The following is a 22,969-nucleotide window of genomic DNA, read 5'->3' as shown; positions in this document are numbered from 1 at the left end:
CCGGTTGCTCTCCACCCCGCCTCTCAGCGACGCAGTTACCTTCAACTACGAGGCCTGTGGCTTGCCCCGACGCGGATTTACACCGCGCTGATACGACGCCCTCACGGGCGCACTCGCCCCTGCGCAGGCAGGGGCCCAGTGACCCTGTTTAGAGGCGTAGACGCGCGTGAGCTGAAATCACTTGATTTCGCATGTCACTGAACTCCCACTCCCAAAAACCCTACGGCAGCGCATGTCGACCGTGCTTCGGTACACTGGCGAATTATCGAATAGCGTCCGGAGTCATTGCGTGATCATCAAACCCAAAGTGCGTGGATTCATCTGTACCACGGCCCATCCAGTCGGTTGCGAGCTCAACGTGTTCGAACAGATCAGGATCACTCAAGGCTTCAAACATGAAGGGGCCGGCCCCAAACGCGTCCTCGTGATCGGCGCCTCGACTGGCTACGGCCTGGCCTCACGGATTACTGCCGCCTTCGGTTACGGCGCAGCCACACTCGGCGTGTTTTTCGAAAAGCCCAGCAGTGAAACCAAGACCGGCACCGCCGGCTGGTACAACTCCGCCGCGTTCGACAAGGCGGCCAAAGAGGCGGGCCTGTACAGCAAATCGATCAATGCCGATGCGTTCTCCCATGAAATCCGGGCCAGGGCGATCGAGCTCATCAAGAACGAGATGGGCGGGTCGATTGACCTGGTCGTCTATTCGCTGGCCTCACCCGTGCGCAAGATGCCGGACACGGGCGAGGTCGTGCGTTCGTCGCTGAAGACCATCGGTGAAACCTTCACCAACACCTCGGTCGACACCAACAAGGACACCGTGATCGAAGCCAGCGTCGAACCGGCCACCGAACAGGAAATCAAGGACACCGTCACCGTCATGGGCGGCGAGGACTGGGCGCTGTGGATCGATGCCCTGAGCGCGGCCGGTGTACTTGCCGACAAGGCCAGGACCATCGCCTACAGCTACATCGGCACCGAGATCACCTGGCCGATGTACTGGCACGGCACCCTCGGTCAGGCCAAGCAGCATCTCGACAACACCGCCAAAGAATTGCGCGACCGTCATCCCGGACTGGAAGCCTATGTCGGCGTGATGAAATCCGTCGTCACCCAGGCCAGCGCCGCGATCCCGGTGATTCCGCTCTATGTGTCGATCGCCTTCAAGATCATGAAAGAGAAGGGCATCCACGAAAACCCGATCGAACAAGCCAACCGCCTGTTCGAGGACCGCCTCTATCGCGCCGACGGCGCCGCGCCGGCCACCGACGACGAAGGCCGCCTGCGCCTCGACGACTGGGAGCTGCGCGACGATGTACAGATCCCCTGCCAGGAACTGTGGCCCACCGTCACCACCGAAAACCTGCGCGAAGTCACCGACTACGCCGGCTACAAGCACGAGTTCCTGAAACTGTTCGGCTTTGATCGTGACGATGTCGATTACGACGCCGAGGTTGATGCGGATCGACGCTTTGATTGCGTCGAAGTTTGACCAGACCTCCCACCGTCGCTTGCTCGCACCACGAAGCACTATCCGAGTCGGACAAAATTCGACCGCTCGTGGCGAGCCTGTCGAGGCATGAGCGGTCGAGGTTGATCCGACCTTTCACCTCAGAGTCTGTTCCACTTGTTCAAAATACAAGTGAGTTGGTGCCGGTTTTTCATGGCGAGGTGAAGACAATCGGCGTGATTCTGATTGAGCAATTGTTACGCCGATTTTTCTTTTCGGCAGCCGCCCATTCCCACCACTTTCTGCATACAACGCGCACGCCAAAGATGGATTGAATTATTTTTCAGCTTGGAATGGCGACCGGCTTGAGTAGAGGATAGCGCGATGAATGCAAGGAATTTTGCCGTACGCATCGGCCTGGTGGTGGCGCTTGCGCTGACCTCGTTCACCGCTTGGGCCGGCGGCGACAGCGAAGTACGCAAACAGGCCGAGGCCAGCATGGTACTGACTGGCTCCGTCGAGGTGAATCTGGACGGCTCATTGCGTAGCTATCAACTGGACCAGCCGGAAAAGATCGATCCATCCATTCGCGATTTTCTTGATCGCAATATCAAGGCCTGGTCGTTCGCCGTAGACTCCTTGCCGCAGGGCGTTTCTGCACCTGCCACGGTTCTCAACTCCATGAGCATTCTGGTAGTGGCCAAGCCGCTCGATGGTGACACTTACACGTTGCAACTGGCCGCTTCCTATTTCAGTCCGAAGGATCCGGAACCCGGCACGGAAATAGCCTACAAGGCTATCAAGGCGCCGCGCTATCCCGATGAAGCCGTCCGGGCGCGCGTCGGCGGAAAAGTATTCCTTGTGGTCAAAGTGGCTGCTGACGGCACCGTCGACGACGCAATGACAGAGCAAGTCAACTTGAATGCGGTGGCACACAATGAAAAGGAAATGGAGCGGTGGCGCGCGGTGCTGGCAAACGCTGCACTGAAGGCCGTGAAGCGCTGGACATTTGTGGTTCCGACGCGGGGCAAAGAGGCTGGCCAACCATTTTTCCTCGCTCGTGTACCAGTGGAATACGAAATCAATCCCAAGAAGCAAGAAGAATATGGAAAATGGGCTCCTTATGTTCGAGGCCCTCGCCACGCGAATCAATGGGAACAAGCCAATAAAAATCCCGGCTTCGCACCCGACGCAGTGGCTGCCAATGGCGGCGTGTACTCCAATGCCGGCTTGCGTTTGAAGTCACCTTTGCAGGGATCAGCCAACGGCGGCTAGTAAGCGGACCTGGGTGAGACCGGGCTATCAGACCAAGACATGAGGCATTGGATTTGAAACAAGTTGCATTCGGCCACTCTCCGCGAATGAATCAGAGCAAGGCCTCAGATCCGCTTGTCCGCCAACCGGTACACCAATCCCTTGTCACGCTTGCCAACTGCGATCACGGTGACGACGACAACCTTGTCGTTGACCTGATAGACCAGTCGGTAGCCGGCGGTGCGCAGCTTGATCTTGTAGCAGTCTGGCAAGCCATGCAGGCGTGCTGATGGCACGTGCGGATTTTGCATCCGTTCGTGCAGCTTGTTTTTGAGTTGATCGCGAATGCCGGGGGCAATTTTTCGCCACTCCTTCAATGCGGATTCGACAAACTCCAGGCTATAGCTCATCGAGCTTGACCTTGATCCGGCGCTCCGTTGCGCGCGAGCGCACCAGTTCGGCCAGCTCAAGGTCTTCGAGTCGCTCAAGCAGACGCTTGTAGGTTTCTGCAGGCACCAGATAGGCGCTGGGCTTGTTGTGCACCAGCACGGCTACCGATTCGCCGTCAGCCGCTTCGATCACGGCACTGGGATTGCGCTTGAGTTCCGTGATGCTGATGCTCGCGTCAGCGAGAATAGATTCCATATTCGTCTCCAAATTTGGAGACGAATATGGCACGCGAGACGCGGTTGTTCAAGTGCTACCTTGCGCTGGCGGACGCCGCAGAGTCGCTTGGGTTCTGCCTGCACAGTGACGACAAGCGGCAAGTACGGGAGCGCTCAAGAACAGGAGCGCCCTCATCCGCTTTCGGCACCTTCTCCCGCGCAGCGGGAGAAGGATCTTTCTAGAAGTCTCGGCAAGCGTCCGGTTACACCGTGCGGTAGTGATCGCTCATCGGATATTTTCTCGCGTAGAGCATGAAGGCGAACGCCGCGAGCAGGGCGAAGCCGGCGAAAAAGAACATCATGAAGGCGTTCTCGCTGAGGCCCGTTTCGGCGATGCGTGCGGTCACCGCATCGTTGCGTACGGCGGCATTGGTCAGCAGCACCCAGAGATTGCCGAAGGTTACCGAGAGCAGCCAGAAGCTCATGATCGTGCCCTTCATCGACGGCGGCGCCTGGCTGTAGGCAAATTCGAGTCCGGTTGCCGAGACCAGTACTTCGCCGAAGGTCAGCAGCACATACGGCAGTACCTGCCAGGCGATCGAGGTCGGGTCACCGCCATCGATGCTGAGCTGAATCAGACCGGCGGCGATCCAGGCGAGTCCTGAAAATGCGATGCCGAATCCCATCCTCCGCAACGCAGTGACCTTGAAGCCCATGCTGCGCAACATCGGATACAACACGATGTTGTTGAACGGAATCAGCAGCATCACCAGCAGCGGATTGAGCGCCTGCATCTGCGCCGGTTCCTGCACCAGCCAGCTCGGCCACCACCAGGAGTCATGCGGCATCAACATGGCGTTGCCTTGCAGGATCCAGGTCGAGGCTTTCTGGTCGAACAGCGACCAGAACGGTGTGATCAAGGCGAACACGATGAGGATGCGCAGCACGGCACGCACGCCATCGACGGCGGTATCCGGATGCATCCCACGTGCGCGGTCGAGTTGCAACGAGGTGCCGATGCCGCCGAACAGGATGAACACGCCGAGGGCCAGACAGAAAGTGATGACGAAACTGAAATGTTCGGGCCACCAGGAGGGCGAAAGAGCCCATGCGGCGAACATGCCAACGCCGGCAACCGCTCCCAACACGGTCAGAACCAATCCGCCGCGACTACTGCCGGGTGCCATCAAGGCGGTGCGCGCGACATTGATCATCGAATCGGGATTCTTCGCCACCGGCGGCACATGCACGTACTTGTTGCGTCCGCTCCAGAAAATCACCGTGGCGATGAACATCAAAATGCCGGGAATGCCGAATGCCCAGGCCGGACCCCATGACGCGAGGATGCGCGGCATCAACAGTGAGGCGAAGAACGAGCCGAAGTTGATGGTCCAATAGAACGCGTCGTAGACGACTTTCGCGGTGGCCTTGTTGCTCTGGTCGAACTGATCGCCGACGAAGGCCGAGACCAGCGGCTTGATGCCACCCGAGCCGAGCGCAATCAGGAACAGGCCGACGTAGAAACCGCTGCGGTTTGACTCGAACAGCGCCAGGCAGGCGTGGCCGACGCAGTACAGCAGTGACAGCCAGAGCACGGTGTTGTACTTGCCGAAGAAACGATCCGAGATCCAGCCGCCGAGTAGCGGAAAGAAATACACGCCGATGACGAAGGTGTGGAAGACATCCTTGGCGATACCTGCGCGTTCAGCAAGCGGCGCGTACAGCAGCAGGGTGGTGATCAGAAACGGCGTGAGGATATTGCGCATGCCGTAGAAGCTGAAGCGCTCACAAGCCTCATTGCCAATGATGTAGGGAATCTGGCGCGGCACGCGCCCAGCGTCTTTATCGTCGATCTCGGGTTTGGCGGGAATCGGCTTCATCTTGGTTTCTGCATCGATGGATTTGCGCGCTACTATGCACGCTGCAGCGCGGCGCGGGAACCTTGGACGACCATTCAGGGCTTGGATGGTCGTCCGATTCTTCTTGCCGTTATCCAGACACAGGGCGGAATGACCGATAGAGCAGGGATCCGCGCAGTCGTACCTACCAATCAGTTCGTCGACGGATCGGCATTACACAGGGAAACATCCATGAGCGTCATCGCTGAAACTGCACCGCAATTGACCTTGCGCGCGATTCTCTTGTCGATCGTGCTGGCCGTGATTCTCGCTGCGGCGAATACCTATCTTGGCCTGTTCGCGGGCATGACCATTGCCTCGGCAATCCCGGCAGCCGTCGTCTCGATGGCCGTGCTGCGATTGCTCGGCGGTGGCGGCATTCTCGAAAACAACATCGTGCAAACCGGTGCTTCGGCGGGCTCGTCGATCGCTTCCGGCGTGATCTTCACGATCCCGGCTCTGATCATTCTTGGCTACTGGCAGGAGTTCGAATACCAGTGGGTGTTCGCCATCGCCGGCCTTGGCGGCCTGCTTGGCGTGATCTTCTCGGTACCGCTGCGGCGCTCACTGATCGTCGACCAGGGCCTGGCCTTTCCGGAAGGCAAAGCCGCCGCGGAGGTTCTCAAGACTGGCGAAAATCCGGCTCAGGGAGTCAGGGTCCTCGCGGTCGCCGCCCTGCTCGGCGCCTTTGCCAAGGTCGGCGCGGCCAGCGGCATGCGCCTGTTCCCCGATACCGCCGCCGGAGCGACCTGGGTCGGCAAGGCAATCGCCTACATGGGTACCAATCTGTCGGCCGCCCTGCTTGGCGTCGGCTATATCGTCGGACTCAATATCGGCATCGTCGTACTGGGTGGCGCGATGATCGGCTGGAATATTGCAATTCCGATCTACAGCAGTTTCTTCCTGCACACCGACCCCGCACTGGCCGCTCAGGTCGCCGCTGCGAGCGCGGAAGATGCGGCCTACCTGATCTGGTCGGCACAAATTCGCTATCTCGGCGTCGGCGCGATGCTGATCGGTGGCATCTGGACCCTGATCTCGCTGCGCAAATCGCTGTTCTCGGGCATCAAGAGCGGTTTCGATGCGACGCGTTCCGGTGTCACCACCGCCGTTGCGCACACCGAGAAAGACATCCCGATGAAGTACATCGCGATCGGCCTCGTCGTATTCACCCTGCCATTGCTGTGGCTGTATCAGAGCATCGTCCACCAGTGGTCCGCGAGCATCCCGATGACGATCATCATGATCGTCGCGGGCTTCCTGTTTGTCTCCGTATCAGCGTACATGGCCGGCCTGGTCGGTTCATCGAACAATCCAGTCTCGGGCATCACCATTTCGACGATCCTGTTTGCCGCCTTGATCCTCGTCTTGCTGCTCGGACGCGATTCATCAATTGGTGCAGTCGCCGCGATCATGATTGGCGCGGTGGTCTGTTGCGCGGCCTGTATCGGCGGCGACAATTTGCAGGATCTCAAATGCGGTCACATTGTCGGCGCGACCCCGTGGAAGCAGCAGCTCATGCTCGCCATTGGCGCGGTGTCTTCGGCATTGATCATGGCGCCCATCCTGAACCTGTTGCTGCATGCCTATGGCATCGGCGTACCAACCGCCGAACATCCGAATCCGCTGCTTGCCCCGCAAGCCAACCTGATGGCCTCGGTGGCCAAGGGCATCTTTGGCGGCGAACTGCCGTGGACGACGATCGGCATCGGTGCCGCCATCGGCGGTGCGATCATCGTGCTCGATTTGTGGCTGCAGGCCAACGGCAAGAAATTCCGTGTCCCTGTGCTCGCTTGTGCGATCGGCATCTATCTTCCGATCGAGCTGATGGTGCCGATCTTCCTCGGCGGCCTGCTCGCCTTTATCGTCGAACGCAAATTGGGCGGCGCCAAGAATGACGAAGAGCACGGGCAGATCCATCGCAAGGGCATGCTGTTCTCGGCTGGCCTGATCACCGGCGAAGCGCTGATGGGCATCTTTATTGCCATCCCGATCGTCGTCACCGGCCGTGCTGACGTCCTCGCCCTGCCTGAAGACATGCAGTTCGGCGGCTGGCTCGGTCTGCTCCTGCTGAGCTTTATCGCCTGGTTGCTGTATCGCTATGCAACCAAACCTGACTCGGCGAACTGAGGAAACTCGTCTCCCGCTGCACGTCGTATTCCTTCTCCCGCTTGCGCGAGAAGGAATACCTCAGGAAACGCTCCGCTCGTGCGATTACCCGGTGTTCTGGATACCCGCGGCAATACCGTTGACGGTGGCGATGAGCGCATGCAGCAGGTCATCGTCCCTGCACTCGGTGGCGCGCCAGCGGGTTAGCAGATCGATCTGCAGCAGGCTGATTGGATCGACGTATGGATTGCGCAGACGGATCGACTGGCGCAGGCGCAGATCCTGATCCAGCAGCTCGTCCTCGTCCTTGAGATCGAGGATCGCGGTGCGCGTGCGCACGAACTCGGCACTGATGTCCTTGAAGAATGGTTCGTGCAAGGCGCCGGCGAGACGCGAATAGCCTTCGAAGATGGCAAGGTCGGACTTGGCCAGAACCATTTCGACATCATCGACGAGCTGGGCGAAAAACGGCCAGTCGCGGGTCATCTCGCTCATCGCCTCGCGGCCGAAGGTTTCAATGCCATGGGCGAGTCCGCTGCCGACGCCATACCAGCCAGTCAATGCGGCTCGATTCTGCGACCAGGCGAACACCCATGGAATCGCGCGCAGGTTTTCGACTCCGCCGGTGCCGCCGCGACGTGACGGCCGCGAGCCGATACGCAGGCGCTCGATCACGTCGATCGGCGTGGCGTTGCGGAAGTACTCGGTGAAATCCGGATTCTCGTGAACGAAACCGCGATAGCGGTTGCGTGCTTCGCTGGCGATTGCCGTGGCCATGGATCGCCACTGTGCTTCACGCGATTCCGGCGGCCGTGGGCGCAGTGTTGCGCGCATGACCGCGCCGGTCATCTGTTCGAGATTGCGCAAGGCGATCGCGCGGATGCCGTATTTGCGATGGATCACTTCGCCCTGCTCGGTCAGGCGCAGCACGCCGCCAACCGAGCCGCGCGGTGCGGCGATCACGGCGCGTTCGGTCTTGCCGCCACCGCGACTCGCCGAACCACCACGACCATGAAAAAAGACAATGCGCACGCCGGATTCCCGGGCCAGGCGGGTCAATGCAATCTGGGTTTGCTGCAAGGCCCAGCGCGAGGCGACCAGGCCTCCATCCTTGGCGCTATCGGAGTAGCCGAGCATGACCATTTGCTGGTTGCCGCGTGCGGCCAGGTGCGCGCGATAAGCCGGATCGGCGAACAGCGAAGTGACCACGGCTTCGGCCGCATCGAGGTCGGCGACGGTTTCAAATAGCGGCGCGACATCAAGCGGGACATTGTCTTCGTCGTCAACGCAACCGGCAATCCTGGCCAGCGTGATCACCGCCAGTGCATCCGCTGCACTGCGGCTCATGCTGACGATGTACGGACCGAATGCCTGTGCACCGTAACGCGGACGCAATTGCGCGACTGTGCGGAAGACGGCGAGCGCCTTGCGAGCAATTTCATCGTTGCTCGCTGGCACCTGGGCCGGATCGGCCAGCACCGCTTTCAGGCGCGCGACGCGATCATCGACTTCGCGGGTGGTCCATTCGGAATCATCGAGCAAGGCGGAAAGCGCGGCATCGTGGATCGCCGAATCCTGGCGCAGATCGAGTGTGGCCAGATGGAAACCGAATGTCTCGGCACGCCGCAGCAAGCGTCGCGCCGCAAACCAGCCGGAGTGCACGCCACGGTTCTCCTGCAGACTCCTGACGACGATGCGGACGTCCTCGATGAACGCGGCCACATCCGGATAACCGCCCTCCTGACCACGCTCGGTTTCGCCGAGGCGTTCGCGGACCAGCTTGAGGAACTGCCGATACGGCATGTCTTCGTGGCGCGCGCGCAGGCGAGCCGCGGCCTTGGGCAACATGGCGCGATAGACATCCGTGCGTGCGAGCAGATCGGCCGAACAGCCGACCCGCGACAACGAGTGGCTGAGCAGTCTTCCCAGCTGAAAGACCTCGCGTCGATACAAGGCAAGCACTTGGCGCCGTTGCGTCGCCAGCGTCGCCGCGATCGTTTCGGCTCCGACATTCGGGTTGCCGTCCATGTCGCCGCCAACCCAGTTGCCGAAACGCAGCAGGGTGGGCAAATCGTATCCGGTCGGGCCTTCGCCGATTGCATCGGCGAAAACCTCGTAGAAAACCGGCACGACGCGATAGAGCACATCGGTCAGATAAAATCCGACATTTTCCAGTTCGTCGCCAACACTGGGTTTGTCGAGGGCAAACTCGGCAGTCTGCCAGGCCGCCGTCAGGGCCATGCGCATGCGTTCGAGATCGGCGCGACGCTCGACTGGCGTGCGCCCGCCATCGATATCGGCAACCAGGGCGCGGACAACCTCGCTTTCTTTTTCCAGCAGGGCGCGTCTGACTGCTTCGGTCGGATGCGCGGTGAATACCGGTTCGATGCGCAGATGATCGAGGCAATCACGCAATTGATCTTCGCTGATGCCGCTCTCGCGCAGCTTGCCGACGACATCACGCAGGCCACTCGGCTGCGGCGCGGCATCTTCCATTTCGTAGTGACGGCGGCGGCGGATGCGGTGCACGCGTTCGGCCACATTGACGGCCTGGAAGTAAGTTGAGAAGGCGCGTACCAGTGAGGTGGCGTGTGCCACATCGACGCCTGTCAGTTTGCGCTGCATTTCCTCCGCGTCAGCGCTTGATTCGCGTCGATGGATTGCCGCGACGCGGATGCGCTCGACCTCATCGAAGAAGGCTTCGCCTTCCTGTTCAGAAAGAATTTCACCGACCAGCGAACCGACGAGATTGACATCATCACGCAGGGCTTTGTCGGTATCCGGAAGGTCGATCGAGCGCAGGCTGTCTGCGGTATTGCTTATGGGATTGGTCATTCGCCAAGCCTACATTGTTGCAGCGCGGCACGACAGATGGGTTGGTGGGGATTCGGGATTCGCAAGAGCCTACTTTGCCGGGGCTATGCTCACGGCCTTGAACAGCGCGTCGGCGTCATACAGGCGATCACCGCGGATGGTCGTACGCACCTTGCGGATGTCAGCCATGTTGATGGTCGGGTCACCGTCGACGAGGATCAGGTCGGAAACATAGCCGGGGGCGATGCGGCCATAGTCGTTCTCGCGCTTCATGACCTGGGCGGCTCCGCTGGTGGCGATGCGCAGCACGTCCATCGGCGGGATCCCGGCTTCGACATAGAGTTCGAATTCGCGTGGCAGGGTCATGCCGGCAAGATTGTCAGTACCGGCGACGATATGGATGCCGCTGCGATAGAGCACGCCGACCATGTTGACCATGTTCTGGTAGGAATCGCGGAACAGCGCTTGCTGGCCGGGTTTCATTTCGAGGCCACCAGCGCCCGATTTCATCTGTCGCTGCCAGGCGCTCGGAAAGCGGTCAACGATGGCCGCGAATCCCGGCCCGGGCACACCGGGGCGACTCAGGAACATGTCTTCGAAGGTACCGACCGTCGGATCGATGACGATGTGCTTGTCCTTGAGCAACTGGATGAAGTCGCGGACCGGCGGGGAACTCAAATCAAGCGCCGCTCCGTACTCGGCAACGGCAGTGAAGCGCGCCGGCGTGCGCGTGTCCTGGACCTTGTCGAACATGAAATTGAGAAACAGCATGTTGATGTGCTGAATCTCGTCGGCACCGTTCTCGACAAACTGGCGCGCGGTCATGAAGGCCGGCACGTGGCCGCTGACGCGCATGCCCTGATCATGCGCGGCTTTGGCGATGATCGGCATCAACTCAGGTTTGACCGAGCTGTAGATCTTGATCTGCTCGTGGCCGGTGGCCTTGTACATGGCCACCGCATCGAGTGCTTCCTGCTCGGTGTCGACCAGCACCTTGGTCGGTCCGGCGAACGGGCCTTTGCCATCAATGATGCCGGCGCGAATGATGCGCGGGCCGATATCCCTGCCCGCTTCGATACCGTCGATCAGGCCTTGCAGAGTGTCGACCTGGTTGGCCATGTCGCGCACCGTGGTCACGCCCGAGGCGAGATCGAGCAGACCGTCGGCGCCACCGGTGAAATGCACGTGCATGTCCCACAGGCCAGGCATCAGGAAGCGGCCAGCGCCATCGAGTTCTTCGACGCCTTCCAGCGGGGAGACGTCGGCGGATCCGATCGATACGATCTTGCCGTCATCGATCAGCACGGCACGGTCATCGACCACTTCACCACTCGGCGGATCGAACACGCGAACGTTGCGGATCAGCAGCGGCGAGCTCAGCTTTCTGGTCAGCTCATTGGCACGGATTTCAGCGAGACGCTTTTCCTCTTGCTGTTGACGCTCACCGATCGTATCGACGGCGCCCTCGAAGCCGTCACGGACAATCGTGCTCCAGCCGGACCAGGCAGCGAAGAAGCGCTGATCCTGATCGAGCCAGATATAGGAAGGCAACAGGTCGAGACCATTGATCGCATAGAGATCGACGGTGCGTGAATCGGTCGTGCCCTTGACCTCGACGCTGGCCAGTTTGCGAATACTGGCTTCGCCTGCCGGCAGCAGCGGCAATTTGTGCTCGGCAGCGGCGAGCAAGGCACGAGCGAGCAGAGCCGAAACTTCCGGCACCTGGTTCAAGCCGATGAAAAAGGCCGGCTTGGAGAGCGTGCGCTTCTCGTCCTCGGATGCGTTCTTCCAGGCCACGGTGTCGCCCGTGCGTTGGAATGACTCTTCGACCGGCGCCTTGAGGTAATCGACGCCTTTCAGTTCGATGGCATTGGGCACGCCATTCGAATCGAATGAGAAGGTGGAGTCGAGTTTCGGCCCTCGGCCGCGGTCATTGAACTCGAAGTGCACGGCAAGCGTGCCGTCGTCGCTGTAGTTCGCCTGCTGGAACCCCGCATTCGCGCCCGCCAGCAGCATCACGCTTTTCTCGATGTGTTCGGCGGCATGTGCCGAACCCACGCCAGTCAGGAGCACAAGCAATCCCTGAATCAACAGTTTCATCAGATTCCCCTTCTGCGAATACGCACATTATCGCTGCAAGTGCCTGCAGATGCGCATGACACGCCTGATCGAGGCGTAAACATTCGCAATCAATCGCGGGTTCGGGCGTGGCATGACCTCCCGCACTTGGCGAAAACGCTGATTCAGGACTATTGTGCGGGTCCATTTGGCCCCAGGAACCCTCCATGATCCGATCCGCACTTGCCGTCGCACTGGTTGTTGCGCTGGCTGCCTGCTCTTCTCCATCGACCGACACTGCACCGTCGCAGACCGCCGCACCCGCCGCACCCGCCGCCACATCCGAGGAGGCCGCACCCGTGAATGCCTTGCTCACCGCCAGCACACTGCCAATGCAGGCGCCGCCTTTCGACAAGATCAAGGATAGCGACTACCAGCCGGCGATCGAGGAAGGGATGAAGCAGCATCTGGCCGAGATCGAGAAGATCGCCAACAATCCGGATGCACCGACTTTCGACAATACGATGCTGGCGATGGAGAAGACCGGCGAGACGCTCAACCGTTCGGCGCGCATCTTCTTCAGCCTGGTCGCCGCGAACACCAATGACACCTTGCAAGCGGCTCAAGTCGCGCTCGCCCCGAAGATGGCCGAGCACGCTGATGCGATCCACTTGAATGCCAAGTTGTTCGAGCGCGTCAAGGCGATCTATGACGCCCGCGAGAGCAGTGATCTCGACCCCGTGCAGATACGCCTGGTCGAAAAGACCTACACGGATTTCGTCCGTGCCGGTGCCCAGCTCAGCGATGCGGACAAGACCACGCTGCGCGCACTGAACAAGGAAGAATCGACCCTCTCCACCGAATTCCAGAACAAGCTGCTGGCCGGTACCAACGCGGCAGCGGTTGAAGTCGACGACAAGGCCAAGCTCGATGGCCTCGGCGAAGGCGGTATTGCTGCTGCGGCCAATGCAGCCAAGGACAAGGGCCTTGGCGACGGCAAGTATCTGTTGACCCTGCAGAACACCACCCAGCAGCCGGTGCTCGGATCGCTGACCAATCGCGACCTGCGCTTGCAGGTGCTAGACGCCTCGGAGACGCGCTCCAGCAAGGGCGACGCCAACGACACCCGGGCGACGATCCAGCGCCTCGCCCAGCTTCGCGCCCAGCGCGCCAAGCTGCTCGGCTATCCGAACTATGCCTCCTACAGTCTCGCCGACCAGATGGCCAAGACACCCGAGAATGCGATCAAGCTGATGACCGACATGGTCCCGGCGGCGACCTCGCGCGCGCGCAGTGAAGCCGCCAAGATTCAGAAGGTGATCGATGCACAGAAAGGTGGTTTCAAGCTCACCGCGGCCGATTGGGATTTTTACGCCGACCAGGTGCGCAAGGCCGAATACGATCTCGACGATGCCGCGATCAAGCCCTATTTCGAACTCGATCGGGTTCTCAAGGATGGCGTGTTCTTCGCCGCCAACCAGCTTTACGGCCTGACTTTCAAGGAGCGCCATGACCTGCCGGTCTACCAGCCTGATGTGCGCGTGTTCGATGTGTTCGACGCCGATGGCAAGCAACTGGCCCTGTTCTATGCCGATTACTACAAGCGCGCGAACAAGAGTGGCGGTGCATGGATGGATGTATTCGTCGAACAGGACGGCCTGACCGGTACCAAGCCGGTCGTCTTCAACGTCTGCAATTTCACCGAACCGGCCGAAGGTCAGCCCGCCCTGCTCAGCTTCGATGACGTAACCACGATGTTCCACGAGTTCGGTCACGCCTTGCACGGCATGTTCTCGGACGTGAAGTACCCGAGCATTGCCGGTACGAATACCTCACGCGATTTTGTCGAGTTCCCGTCGCAGTTCAACGAAAACTGGGCGCTTGATCCGAAAGTGTTCGCCAATTACGCCAAGCACTACCAGACCGGCGAACCGATGCCGCAGGCTCTGGTCGACAAGATCATCAAGGCGCGTGCCTTCAACCAGGGTTATGCAACCGTCGAATACCTCGGTGCCGCATTGCTCGATCAGGCCTGGCATGGTTTGTCCGCCGACGCGCCGCTACAGGATGTCGACACGTTCGAAGCCGACGCGCTCAAGCACTACAAAGTTGACATGGCGCAGGTGCCGCCACGCTACAAGACTCCCTACTTTGCGCATATCTGGGGCGGCGGCTATTCAGCCGGCTATTACGCCTATTTGTGGAGCGAAGTCCTCGACCATGATGCCTTCCAGTGGTTCAAGGAACACGGCGGCCTGACCCGTGAGAACGGCCAGACCTTCCGCGATGAAGTTCTTTCCCGCGGCAACTCCGAAGACCTCGCCAAAATGTACCGCGAGTTCCGTGGCAAGGATCCCAGCGTCGAGCCGTTGCTGGAATTCCGTGGCTTGAAGTAGGTTCAATCGAGCCGCCACGAATGGCGGCCAGATTTATCGAAAAAGGCCGGCATTCGCCGGCCCTTTTTCATTGTTTGTGATCGCCATTCAGGATCAGTCGAGTTTGCCGCCCGAGCTGCGTCGAACGCATTGAGGCACGGGGATGCTGGATGACCAGCCATTCGACCACCGTGGTATGCCTTCGGCCTGCAAATAGGCATCGAAAGGAGACCTGAAGCTTCCATTGATAGCGGTTTCAGCGACGGCAGCAAACCGGGGATTTGCTCCGCTGGCTACCGGGTCCCGCAAGCAGTGACCCAGAAAAAACGCCAGACCGGGTAGAGATCTGGCGTCTTTTCGATGGGAGTTTGCAAGTGCTTCAGGGTGTTGCAGGCAAGGCTTCAAAACCGTTCGCAAAGATCAGGTTGGCAACGTCCGTGCCATTGATCTTGAATGGCAAGTCAACCAGATTCGGCGATGATCCGTTCTCGAACAAGAACCAGCCCGGCCCGGAAATCGTGCAGGGATCCTGCGGATCCGTCGTGCCGGCCGGGCACTTCCGGCGAGCAAATCCTCCGAACGAAGTGTACGCCTGGCCGAGGATACTGACCGGCGGCGTGAAAACGTGATCAGTCGGCATGGGTCCTTTCAACTGCCAATCCATCCAGTACTGGCCAGGTCCGAGTTCGAGTTCCGGAATGGCCACCAGCAGGCTCTTGATCCGGCGCTGGTCGTCCGAAAACTGGGTAGCGCCAAACGACTGTGCGGTGCGGTAGGCACCCGGCGTCGAAGACACGAGATTGTTGGAAACGCTGCCATCGAACTTTTTGATGCTGTTGAACCCGTCGGGCGGACCTTGCCAGATGATCAGACGGACGTCAGTGAAATCGGCATCACCGGTCCCCGTCTGGTAGGCATACAGTACGGCACTGTCGATGGTCCAGAAGTGGTTGGCCGGAACGATGAAATCGTCGGCCAGGCGATAGCCGGGGCCGGCGTTGAATCCAAGCGCGTTATAGCCAGGGTAGGTCACATCCTGAGCGAGGCTGACATCGGCGCCGCTGACATGGGCACCAGGATTGGTGACGAACGGACCGTTGCTGTAGATCTCCGCTGCAGCAGCACTCGAGACGATCATGGATCCGCCCAGCAAATACAACAAGGCGGCCGCGAAACTTTGACTCTTCATTCAACGTTTTCCTCTATTCGATCGCTCTGGACCCGCGCAGGGTGTCGGGCCATTCGGTCACCTGGCAGGCCTGCGCCGAAGTGACGAATCGCCAAGTTTAGCAGCCTGCCGGGCTCTGCGTCGCAGGATTTCGAATCCGTCCGGGAGGGCCTTGGCAGGCGCGCTCAAGCGAGTGCGAGACAACGCGAGACGGGACGAAAAAGCGCAGTTTGCATGCGGTAAATGGCGTTTGAGGCCCGACTTGCTGCCGAATCGGCGTGGCGGAATAGAGCCTTACAGCCTGTCAGGGCTGCTGAGATGATCGAAAATGCCCGTTCATACCTGTGTTTCAGCCCTTCTCGGCCTTGCTTGCAGGCACGCCTGGAGTTGAGCGTTGTTGCTGCAAAGCCATCGCCTTGAGCGCGTGGATGGCTTCGTTCAGGGCATAGTCGCTGGGCGCAGAATGGCTCGCGGGGGCTTGCGCGCCTGCGTCTTCATCGGCCGACTCCGTATCGCCTCTCAGATGATTGCGCAGATCACGCTCACTGATGCGGCCGTAGGCGTTGTCTTCGTTTTTGCTCAGGGCCAGGTCAGCCAGTTCGATATCCGGCTGGATACCCTCGGCCTGGATCGAAACGCCACTCGGCGTGTAGTAGCGCGCCGTGGTCAGCTTGAGCGCATGGCGGTCATCCAGGGTCAGTACGGTTTGCACCGAACCCTTGCCAAAGCTGCGCCGGCCCATGAGCAGGGCACGGTGATTGTCCTTGAGGGCACCGGCGACGATCTCCGCTGCCGAGGCCGTGCCGCGATCGATCAGGACCACGATCGAGGCACCATTGAGGGCATCGCCGGGCGTCGCCGAGAACGCCATGTCGGATTCGTGGATGCGACCACGGGTAGTGACGATGCCGCCTGAATCGAGCATCAGATCGCTGACTTCGACCGCCGCGTTGAGCAAGCCGCCCGGATTGCTGCGCAGGTCGAGTACGGCGCCGCGCAGGGGTTTGCCGTTTTCTTTCTGCAGGCGGGCGATGCGCTTGCGCAGATCGCTGCCGGTCTCGGCCTGGAACTGACTGATGCGCAGGTAGGCATAGCCGGGTTCGAGCAAACGACCACGCACGCTGGCGACATGGATCAGTTCACGAACCAGCTTGAAATCCTGTGGTGTACGTGATCCCTCGCGCAGGATCGACAAGACCACTTCGCTGCCGGGCTTGCCGCGCAACATGTCGACCGCGTCATTGAGGTTGTCCGCCTGCACCGGCTCGTTGTCGATGCGCAGGATGGTGTCGCCAGGTTTGATTCCGGCGCGCTCGGCAGGGGTGTCGTCGATTGGCGCGATCACGCGCAGGAAGCCATCGGCGGTACTGATCTCGATGCCGAGCCCGGCGTAGCTGCCCGATGTGTCCTCGTTGAGTTGATCGAGTTCACCGGCCTCAAGGTATTCACTGTGTGGATCGAGCCCGACCAGCATGCCCTTGATCGCGGCCAGCATCAGCTGGTGATCGTCGACCGGCTCGACATAGGCTTGTTTGACCAGGCTCATGACCGCAGTGAAACGGCGCACATCGTCGAGATTGACCTCACCGAGACTCGATTTCTTCGCCCCGACTGCCGCTTGTGGCGGCACCGCTTCGTCGACATCGACGGCACTGTCCGTGGAGCCAGTCGGTACCGACTCAACGGGTGGATCGGCAGACCAGGCGTGCGAGCTCAGCGCCAATGCGGCAGCAAGAATCAATCGGAAACGGAATCGGGGAGCCATCAGGGAGAACCTCATGAAGTGCGCCGTGATCATAGCGCGAGTGATCAGCGAATCAGCGCAGCCACGCTTTGGGATTGATCGGCTTGCCTTTCAAGCGCAGCTCGAAATACAGGGCCGCAGACTTCTGGCCGCCGCTACTACCGCTGGTGGCGATCGTCTCGCCTGCGGAAACCCAATCGCCGACTTCCTTGCGCAACGACTCGTTGTAGCCATACAGACTCATGTAACCATCTCCATGATCGAGGATCAGCAGCATGCCGTATCCCTTGAGCCAATCCGCGAAAGCGACGCGGCCACGGGCGACTGCGTGCACCGGACTTCCATCAGCAGATCCGATCAGGACACCGGACAATGTTCTGCCGCTGCCATCACGCCCACCGAAGCCGGTCAGGATCTTGCCGCTGGTCGGCATGCTCAATCGACCGCGCAGACTCGCAAACGGTTCCGCACCGCTCAGGTTTTTCGGGATGTCGGCAAACACATCGCGCAGGCTTTCGAGCAGGCCGAGCAATCCTTTTTCGTCCTTGGCCATCAGCGCGAGTCGGGTCTGCTGGTCATCGAGGGTGGCATCTATCTTCGCCAGCAGCGCCTCGCGTTCAGCACGCTGCAACTGCAAGGCGGCGACCTCGGTTTCGCGCTGGCTGCGTGTTGCAGTCAGTTCGCCGCGTTTTGCCTCGATCAGCTGCTGCACGTCGGCAAGCTGTTTCAGATCAAGCAGCAGCCCGTCGATACGGTCGACGCGGGCACGCTGGAAATAGCGGTGATAGGCAAGCACGCGGGCGATATTGCCGACATCCTCCTGTTGCAACAAAAGCTTGAGCTCCTCGCTGCGTCCAAGCGCGTAGGCCGAACGCAGCAGCACCGCGAGCGCCTCTCGCTGCTTGCCGAGCTTGGTCGCCAGCGCATCACGCCGGCTGGCCAGATCGTCCATTTCGCTGAGTTGTGCGGCGAGTTGTGCATCGATGGCCTGCACATCGGCGGCAGCGGCAGCGATCGCGAGCTCCTGCTTGCGCAGGGCTTCGGTGGCCTGATCGCGTTCACCACGGGTCGAGCGCAGCGTAGCGGCAAGCTCGCGAATGTGCGCGCGAATCAGCTCAAGCTTTTGCTGTGCCTCTTTCTCGCCGACCGCAGCCGTTGGCGTCTGGGCCTCGGCACGGGCGAACATCACGATTGCCAGGAAAAGTCCGGCCAGCAGACAGCGCAACATCATCAATCGATGAATTTGACGAGGTTGCGCCCTGTCATCTCCGCGGGCACATCGAGGTTCATCAAGGCCAGGACGGTCGGTGCAAGATCGCTCAAGGCTCCGGCCACGAGGGTCGCCTTGCGGCCGACGTAGACCAGCGGCACCGGGCCAACCGTATGCTGGGTATGCGCGATGCCATTGTCATCGACCATCTGCTCCAGGTTGCCGTGATCGGCCGTGACCAGCATTTCGCCGCCACTTTCGCGGATCGCTTCGGTGATCTTTGCAAGGGCGATATCGATCGCTTCGGCTGCCTTGATCGCAGCACTCAGGATTCCGCTGTGGCCGACCATGTCGGCATTGGCGATATTGCAGGCGATGAAATCGAAGTGCTGACCATGGATCTCGGCGACCAGTCGATCGGTCAATTCAGGCAGACTCATTTCCGGCTGCAAATCGTAAGTCGCCACTTTCGGGCTTGGGACAAGAATGCGTTGCTCACCATCGAAAGGCGCTTCACGCCCGCCGGAAAAGAAAAAGGTTACGTGTGCATATTTCTCGGTTTCGGCGATGCGCAACTGACTCAGGCCCTTGTCGGCCAGCACCTCGCCAAGCGTGTTGCGCATCGACTGGGCCGGAAAAGCGATCGCGCTGACCGCGAGGTCGGCAGCGTATTCGGTCAGGCTGACGAAGGCCGAGAGCTTCGGCGTACGCTCACGTTCAAATCCAGCAAAGCCCGTTTCGACAAAGGCACGGCTCAGCTGGCGCGCACGATCAGCACGGAAATTCATGAAGATTACAGCGTCGCCATCGGCCATCGGCACACCAGCACCAATCACCGTCGGTTTGGCGAACTCATCGTTTTCGCCACGCGCGTAGGCGGCATCGAGCGCGGCCAGTGCAGAGTCGGCATGCAAGGTCGACTTCGCATCGACAATCACCTCCCAAGCCAGCCTGACCCGGTCCCAGCGCTGGTCGCGATCCATCGCGTAGTAGCGGCCGCTGACACTGGCAACGCGCTCCGCGGGATATTGCGCGCATCGGGCTTCGAGTGTTTGCAGGGATTCGCGCGCACTTCGCGGTGGCGTATCGCGACCATCGAGGAAGGCATGTACGGCGATACGTGCCACTCCGGCGCTTGCCGCACTATCGATCATTGCGAAGATGTGATCTTCATGGCTGTGCACACCACCCGGCGAGACCAGACCGAACAGATGCAGGCAGCCGCCCGTCGCCTTGACCGCGTCGCAGGCCGAGACCAGCGCCGGATTCTGCGCCAGCGAACCATCGTTGATCGCCGCGTCAATACGGGTCAGATCCTGATAGACGATGCGCCCCGAACCGATATTCATGTGACCGACTTCGGAATTGCCCATCTGCCCATCCGGCAGGCCAACACTCAAGCCATGTGTATCGACCAGGCTGTGCGGACACTCAGCCAGCAAGCGCCGCCAGTTCGGGCAATCGGCCAGCGCAATCGCGTTGTGCGCGGTTTCCTCGCGATGACCCCAGCCATCAAGGATCAACAGGAGTACGGGTTTTGGTCGGGACATGGGCAAGACTCAGCGGGTCAGGAGCAGAAGTGGGACGAAGTCCCGGTCAAATGGTAACGGATGCGGATGCTGCTGCGCTTTTGCCGTGCGATTTCGGACATCAATCCGGCGTGACCTTCTGACCCCCGTTAGCAGGCTGCCTTAACAGGCTGTTGAAATTCGCTTTGTCTCGTACTCGCCTGAGCGAATTTCAACAGCCTGTTAAACGCTTTGGCGCCGTGTCGCATCTACTGCTCTGATTCTTATCCTTGGAGCACCCCATGTTGCGACCCCTTATCTTCTCGTTCGCACTCGCGGCCCTGGCGCTCGGTCAGGCCAGTCCGACCCTCGCCAGTGACGACACCAGCAAGGTCAATGGCTCGATTCGTATCGACGATGGCAAAAGTGTCGGCGACCTCAGTACCGTGAATGGCTCGATCCGACTCGGTGACCACGGCCAGGCCGAGGAGATCTCGACGGTCAATGGCTCAATTGATGTCGGTGATGACGCGACCATCCGTTCCGCCGGCACCGTCAACGGCCGCATTTCCCTCGGCAAGCGCGCGCGTGTCAGTCACGATGTCGGTACCGTCAACGGCTCCCTGACCCTGGAGGAGGGGACCGAGGTCAGTGGCGATGTCAACAACGTCAACGGCACGATCCGTCTGATTGCCGCCCACGTCGGCGGCGGCATCGAAACGGTCAGCGGTGACATCGACATCGGTGCCGACTCAACGATTGACGGCGGCATTCACGTCGAAAAATCGAACAGCTGGTTCAACTGGGGCAAGGAAAAAGCCGTGCGTGTCGAGATCGGCCCTCGCGCCGTGGTCAAGGGCGCATTGATATTCGAACGCGATGTCGAACTGTTCGTCAGCGACAGTGCGCGGATCGGCGAGGTCAAAGGCGCCAAGCCAGTCAGGTTCAGCGGCGATCATCCCTGATCACAAATCAGGTTCCAGGGAGTCAATGGACGTCGCTCGCAATCCAGCAGAGACGCAAGCGATCTCGATCCGTGTAATCTGCAGCGCGATGATTTCAAAGTGGAAACTATCCGCACCCTCAGTTGTGAGCTCGGACAGGGCGGGAACGACAGCAAGGCTCGTTCACCAGCGATTGTTTCCACATCTTGGCTACGATTTCAGCTTTCTGAGAATTGCCTCGAAAACCTGATAGCCATCAAGAGATACGTCCCAGCGAATGACTTCGAAACCTGATCTGGCCGCCATCGTGCGCATCCACTTCTCCGACAGGTAGCTCAGGTGCGCAGGTACGTGCAGATAGGGGTAGCTCAGCCAAGGTTCAAACCCTTGTTCCGGCTGCCAAAGACTCGGCCTGAACGGTGCGGTGATATAGATCTTGCCGTCGACAGCCATGTGCTTGGCCAATTCAATGAATATCTCTCCCGGTCGCGGCAAATGCTCGATGACGTGCGTCATTGCCGCCAGGTGAATTGGACGGTCGAGTCTGAGATCGGAAAGGGGACCGACGACATAGTTGTCGACCCAGGGGCAATATTCTGCGCATTCGTCACTAAGGAGGGTCTGAATAAGTCGAATTTCAAAGTGGAATGATGCTCTTCGGTTTTTTAGTCTGCCTTCCAGTTGCGTCTATCGCCGAGATTCGTGAATTTTGGGTTTTTTGGTCCGATTTTTGCCGATTTCGGCACCTTTTTTCCTCTTTCTTCCCTTTTATCCATACACCGGACGCACTGACCCTGTCATCGCGAGCAGCGCTCTTCGCACGCGATGCAAATTGGCCAGCGCGAACAGGGTGAGAACCTGTACGGTGTTCTTCGCCAGTCCCTTGAAACGAACCTTGGTAAAACCGAAGAAACCTTTCACCGTCTGGAACGGATGCTCGACCCGTGCGCGAATCTGCGCCTTGCCGCGCTCGGCGGTTTCCAGTGCCTGTTTGGCCGGGCCATCCGGCATCGCCTTGATCTTTCCGCGCTTGCGCGCAATAACCCACTGCGGTTTGCGTTTGCGTCGCGGATGATTCGCATCCATTCGCTTGTCTGCGCCGGTATAGCCGGCATCCGCCCAAACGGTCTCTTCCTTGCCGTGCAGCAGCTCATCGGCGACTTCCACATCAGCCGTATTCGCTGGTGTCGTCACAACGGTATGCACCAGGCCACTGTCAGCATCCACGCCAATGTGGGCCTTCATGCCGAAGTACCACTGATTGCCCTTCTTCGTCTGGTGCATCTCCGGATCACGCTCATGGGAGGCATTCTTCGTAGAGCTCGGTGCGGCGATGATGGTGGCGTCAACGATTGTCCCGCGCTTGAGCATCAAGCCCTTGCGCGAGAGGTGCGCATTGACCCGGTCGAAAATGCGAGGCGCCAGTTCGTTTGTCTCGATGAGCCGACGGAAGTTGAGAATGGTGGTCTCGTCCGGAATGCCGTCACTCAGCGAAAGTCCGGCAAAGCGACGCATGGAAACGATCTCATAGAGCGCCTCCTCCATCGCAGGATCGCTCAAACCGAACCAGTTCTGCATCAGATGAATGCGCAGCATCGTCTGGATCGGATACGGGCGACGGCCACGTCCGGCGACTGGGTAGAACGGATCGATTTCCTTCAAGAACAGATGCCAGGGCACGACCTGCTCCATCTCGGCCAGAAATTTCTCGCGCCGGGTTTGCTTCTTCTTGGAAGCGTATTCGGCGTCACCAAAACTCATCTGTTTCATAGTGGGATAGCGTTATTGACTAAGTGCCATTTTACCACGAGTCTAGGGACTTGTTCAGACCCTCC

At 59.9% G+C, this 22,969-nt stretch carries 16 protein-coding genes; 5 read left to right on the top strand and 11 right to left on the bottom strand.

The window, feature by feature from the left end; genetic code table 11:
• Positions 1-289 precede the first annotated feature (289 nt).
• Both fabV and VFN25_RS00335 read left to right on the top strand, forming a co-directional pair.
• Complete coding sequence (fabV, locus tag VFN25_RS00340) at positions 290-1,489, top strand: enoyl-ACP reductase FabV (protein ID WP_325137605.1); 1,200 nt, start codon at positions 290-292, stop codon at positions 1,487-1,489.
• 342 nt (positions 1,490-1,831) lie between these two features.
• Entirely contained in the window at positions 1,832-2,722 is an 891-nt protein-coding gene (locus VFN25_RS00335) for an energy transducer TonB (RefSeq protein ID WP_325137603.1), read from the top strand.
• A 104-nt stretch (positions 2,723-2,826) separates the two neighbouring features.
• Here the strand turns inward: VFN25_RS00335 and VFN25_RS00330 are convergent, their stop codons facing one another.
• The 3 genes from VFN25_RS00330 to VFN25_RS00320 form a co-directional block, all read right to left on the bottom strand.
• Entirely contained in the window at positions 2,827-3,111 is a 285-nt protein-coding gene (locus VFN25_RS00330) for a type II toxin-antitoxin system RelE/ParE family toxin (RefSeq protein ID WP_325137600.1), read from the bottom strand.
• Entirely contained in the window at positions 3,101-3,346 is a 246-nt protein-coding gene (locus tag VFN25_RS00325; protein WP_325137597.1) for a type II toxin-antitoxin system prevent-host-death family antitoxin, read from the bottom strand. Before VFN25_RS00325 ends, VFN25_RS00330 begins: the two co-directional genes overlap by 11 nt.
• Positions 3,347-3,569: 223 nt before the next feature.
• Positions 3,570-5,186, bottom strand: a complete 1,617-nt coding sequence (locus VFN25_RS00320; protein WP_325137595.1) for an oligopeptide:H+ symporter — start codon at positions 5,184-5,186, stop codon at positions 3,570-3,572.
• Between the two features lie 210 nt (positions 5,187-5,396).
• On the opposite strand from VFN25_RS00320, the gene VFN25_RS00315 reads away from it, so the two are divergent.
• Positions 5,397-7,334: an OPT family oligopeptide transporter gene (locus tag VFN25_RS00315; RefSeq protein ID WP_325137593.1), complete on the top strand. Its 1,938-nt coding sequence runs from the start codon at positions 5,397-5,399 to the stop codon at positions 7,332-7,334.
• An 84-nt stretch (positions 7,335-7,418) separates the two neighbouring features.
• Here VFN25_RS00315 and ppc read toward each other — a convergent pair whose 3' ends face one another.
• The gene (gene ppc / locus VFN25_RS00310; RefSeq protein ID WP_325137591.1) at positions 7,419-10,148 is read right to left on the bottom strand and encodes a phosphoenolpyruvate carboxylase; all 2,730 of its coding nucleotides are present in this window, start codon (positions 10,146-10,148) and stop codon (positions 7,419-7,421) included.
• A gap of 69 nt (positions 10,149-10,217) precedes the next feature.
• Positions 10,218-12,227, bottom strand: coding sequence for an amidohydrolase family protein (locus VFN25_RS00305; RefSeq protein WP_325137588.1), 2,010 nt, complete (start codon positions 12,225-12,227; stop codon positions 10,218-10,220).
• A gap of 185 nt (positions 12,228-12,412) precedes the next feature.
• On the opposite strand from VFN25_RS00305, the gene dcp reads away from it, so the two are divergent.
• Positions 12,413-14,581 (top strand): peptidyl-dipeptidase Dcp, encoded by a 2,169-nt coding sequence (gene dcp, locus VFN25_RS00300; protein WP_325137586.1) that lies wholly within the window; start codon positions 12,413-12,415, stop codon positions 14,579-14,581.
• A 358-nt stretch (positions 14,582-14,939) separates the two neighbouring features.
• Here dcp and VFN25_RS00295 read toward each other — a convergent pair whose 3' ends face one another.
• The 4 genes from VFN25_RS00295 to gpmI all read right to left on the bottom strand — a co-directional run bounded on the left by VFN25_RS00295 (position 14,940) and on the right by gpmI (position 20,232).
• On the bottom strand, positions 14,940-15,749 hold the full coding sequence (locus VFN25_RS00295) for a hypothetical protein (protein WP_325137584.1): 810 nt from the start codon (positions 15,747-15,749) through the stop codon (positions 14,940-14,942).
• A 328-nt stretch (positions 15,750-16,077) separates the two neighbouring features.
• Entirely contained in the window at positions 16,078-17,508 is a 1,431-nt protein-coding gene (locus VFN25_RS00290) for a S41 family peptidase (protein ID WP_325137582.1), read from the bottom strand.
• Between the two features lie 37 nt (positions 17,509-17,545).
• On the bottom strand, positions 17,546-18,703 hold the full coding sequence (locus VFN25_RS00285; RefSeq protein ID WP_325137580.1) for a murein hydrolase activator EnvC family protein: 1,158 nt from the start codon (positions 18,701-18,703) through the stop codon (positions 17,546-17,548).
• Positions 18,703-20,232: a 2,3-bisphosphoglycerate-independent phosphoglycerate mutase gene (gene gpmI, locus VFN25_RS00280; protein WP_325137578.1), complete on the bottom strand. Its 1,530-nt coding sequence runs from the start codon at positions 20,230-20,232 to the stop codon at positions 18,703-18,705. Before gpmI ends, VFN25_RS00285 begins: the two co-directional genes overlap by 1 nt.
• Before the next feature lie 260 nt (positions 20,233-20,492).
• Here gpmI and VFN25_RS00275 point away from each other — a divergent pair, with 260 nt between their 5' ends.
• Positions 20,493-21,155, top strand: a complete 663-nt coding sequence (locus VFN25_RS00275; RefSeq protein WP_325137575.1) for a hypothetical protein — start codon at positions 20,493-20,495, stop codon at positions 21,153-21,155.
• Positions 21,156-21,344: 189 nt separating this feature from the next.
• Here the strand turns inward: VFN25_RS00275 and VFN25_RS00270 are convergent, their stop codons facing one another.
• Together VFN25_RS00270 and VFN25_RS00265 are read right to left on the bottom strand one after the other, a co-directional pair.
• Positions 21,345-21,761, bottom strand: coding sequence for a methyltransferase domain-containing protein (locus VFN25_RS00270; protein ID WP_414648816.1), 417 nt, complete (start codon positions 21,759-21,761; stop codon positions 21,345-21,347).
• A 141-nt stretch (positions 21,762-21,902) separates the two neighbouring features.
• Positions 21,903-22,904 carry an IS5 family transposase gene (locus VFN25_RS00265; protein WP_325137573.1) on the bottom strand — a complete coding sequence of 334 codons (1,002 nt, stop codon included), beginning with the start codon at positions 22,902-22,904 and terminating at the stop codon, positions 21,903-21,905.
• Positions 22,905-22,969: the final 65 nt, after the last annotated feature.

The sequence above is a fragment of the Dokdonella sp. genome (assembly GCF_035703485.1).
Lineage (GTDB): Bacteria > Pseudomonadota > Gammaproteobacteria > Xanthomonadales > Rhodanobacteraceae > Dokdonella.
Note: the sequence above shows the minus strand (reverse complement) of the source record. Positions and strands in the feature narration are given on the sequence as shown.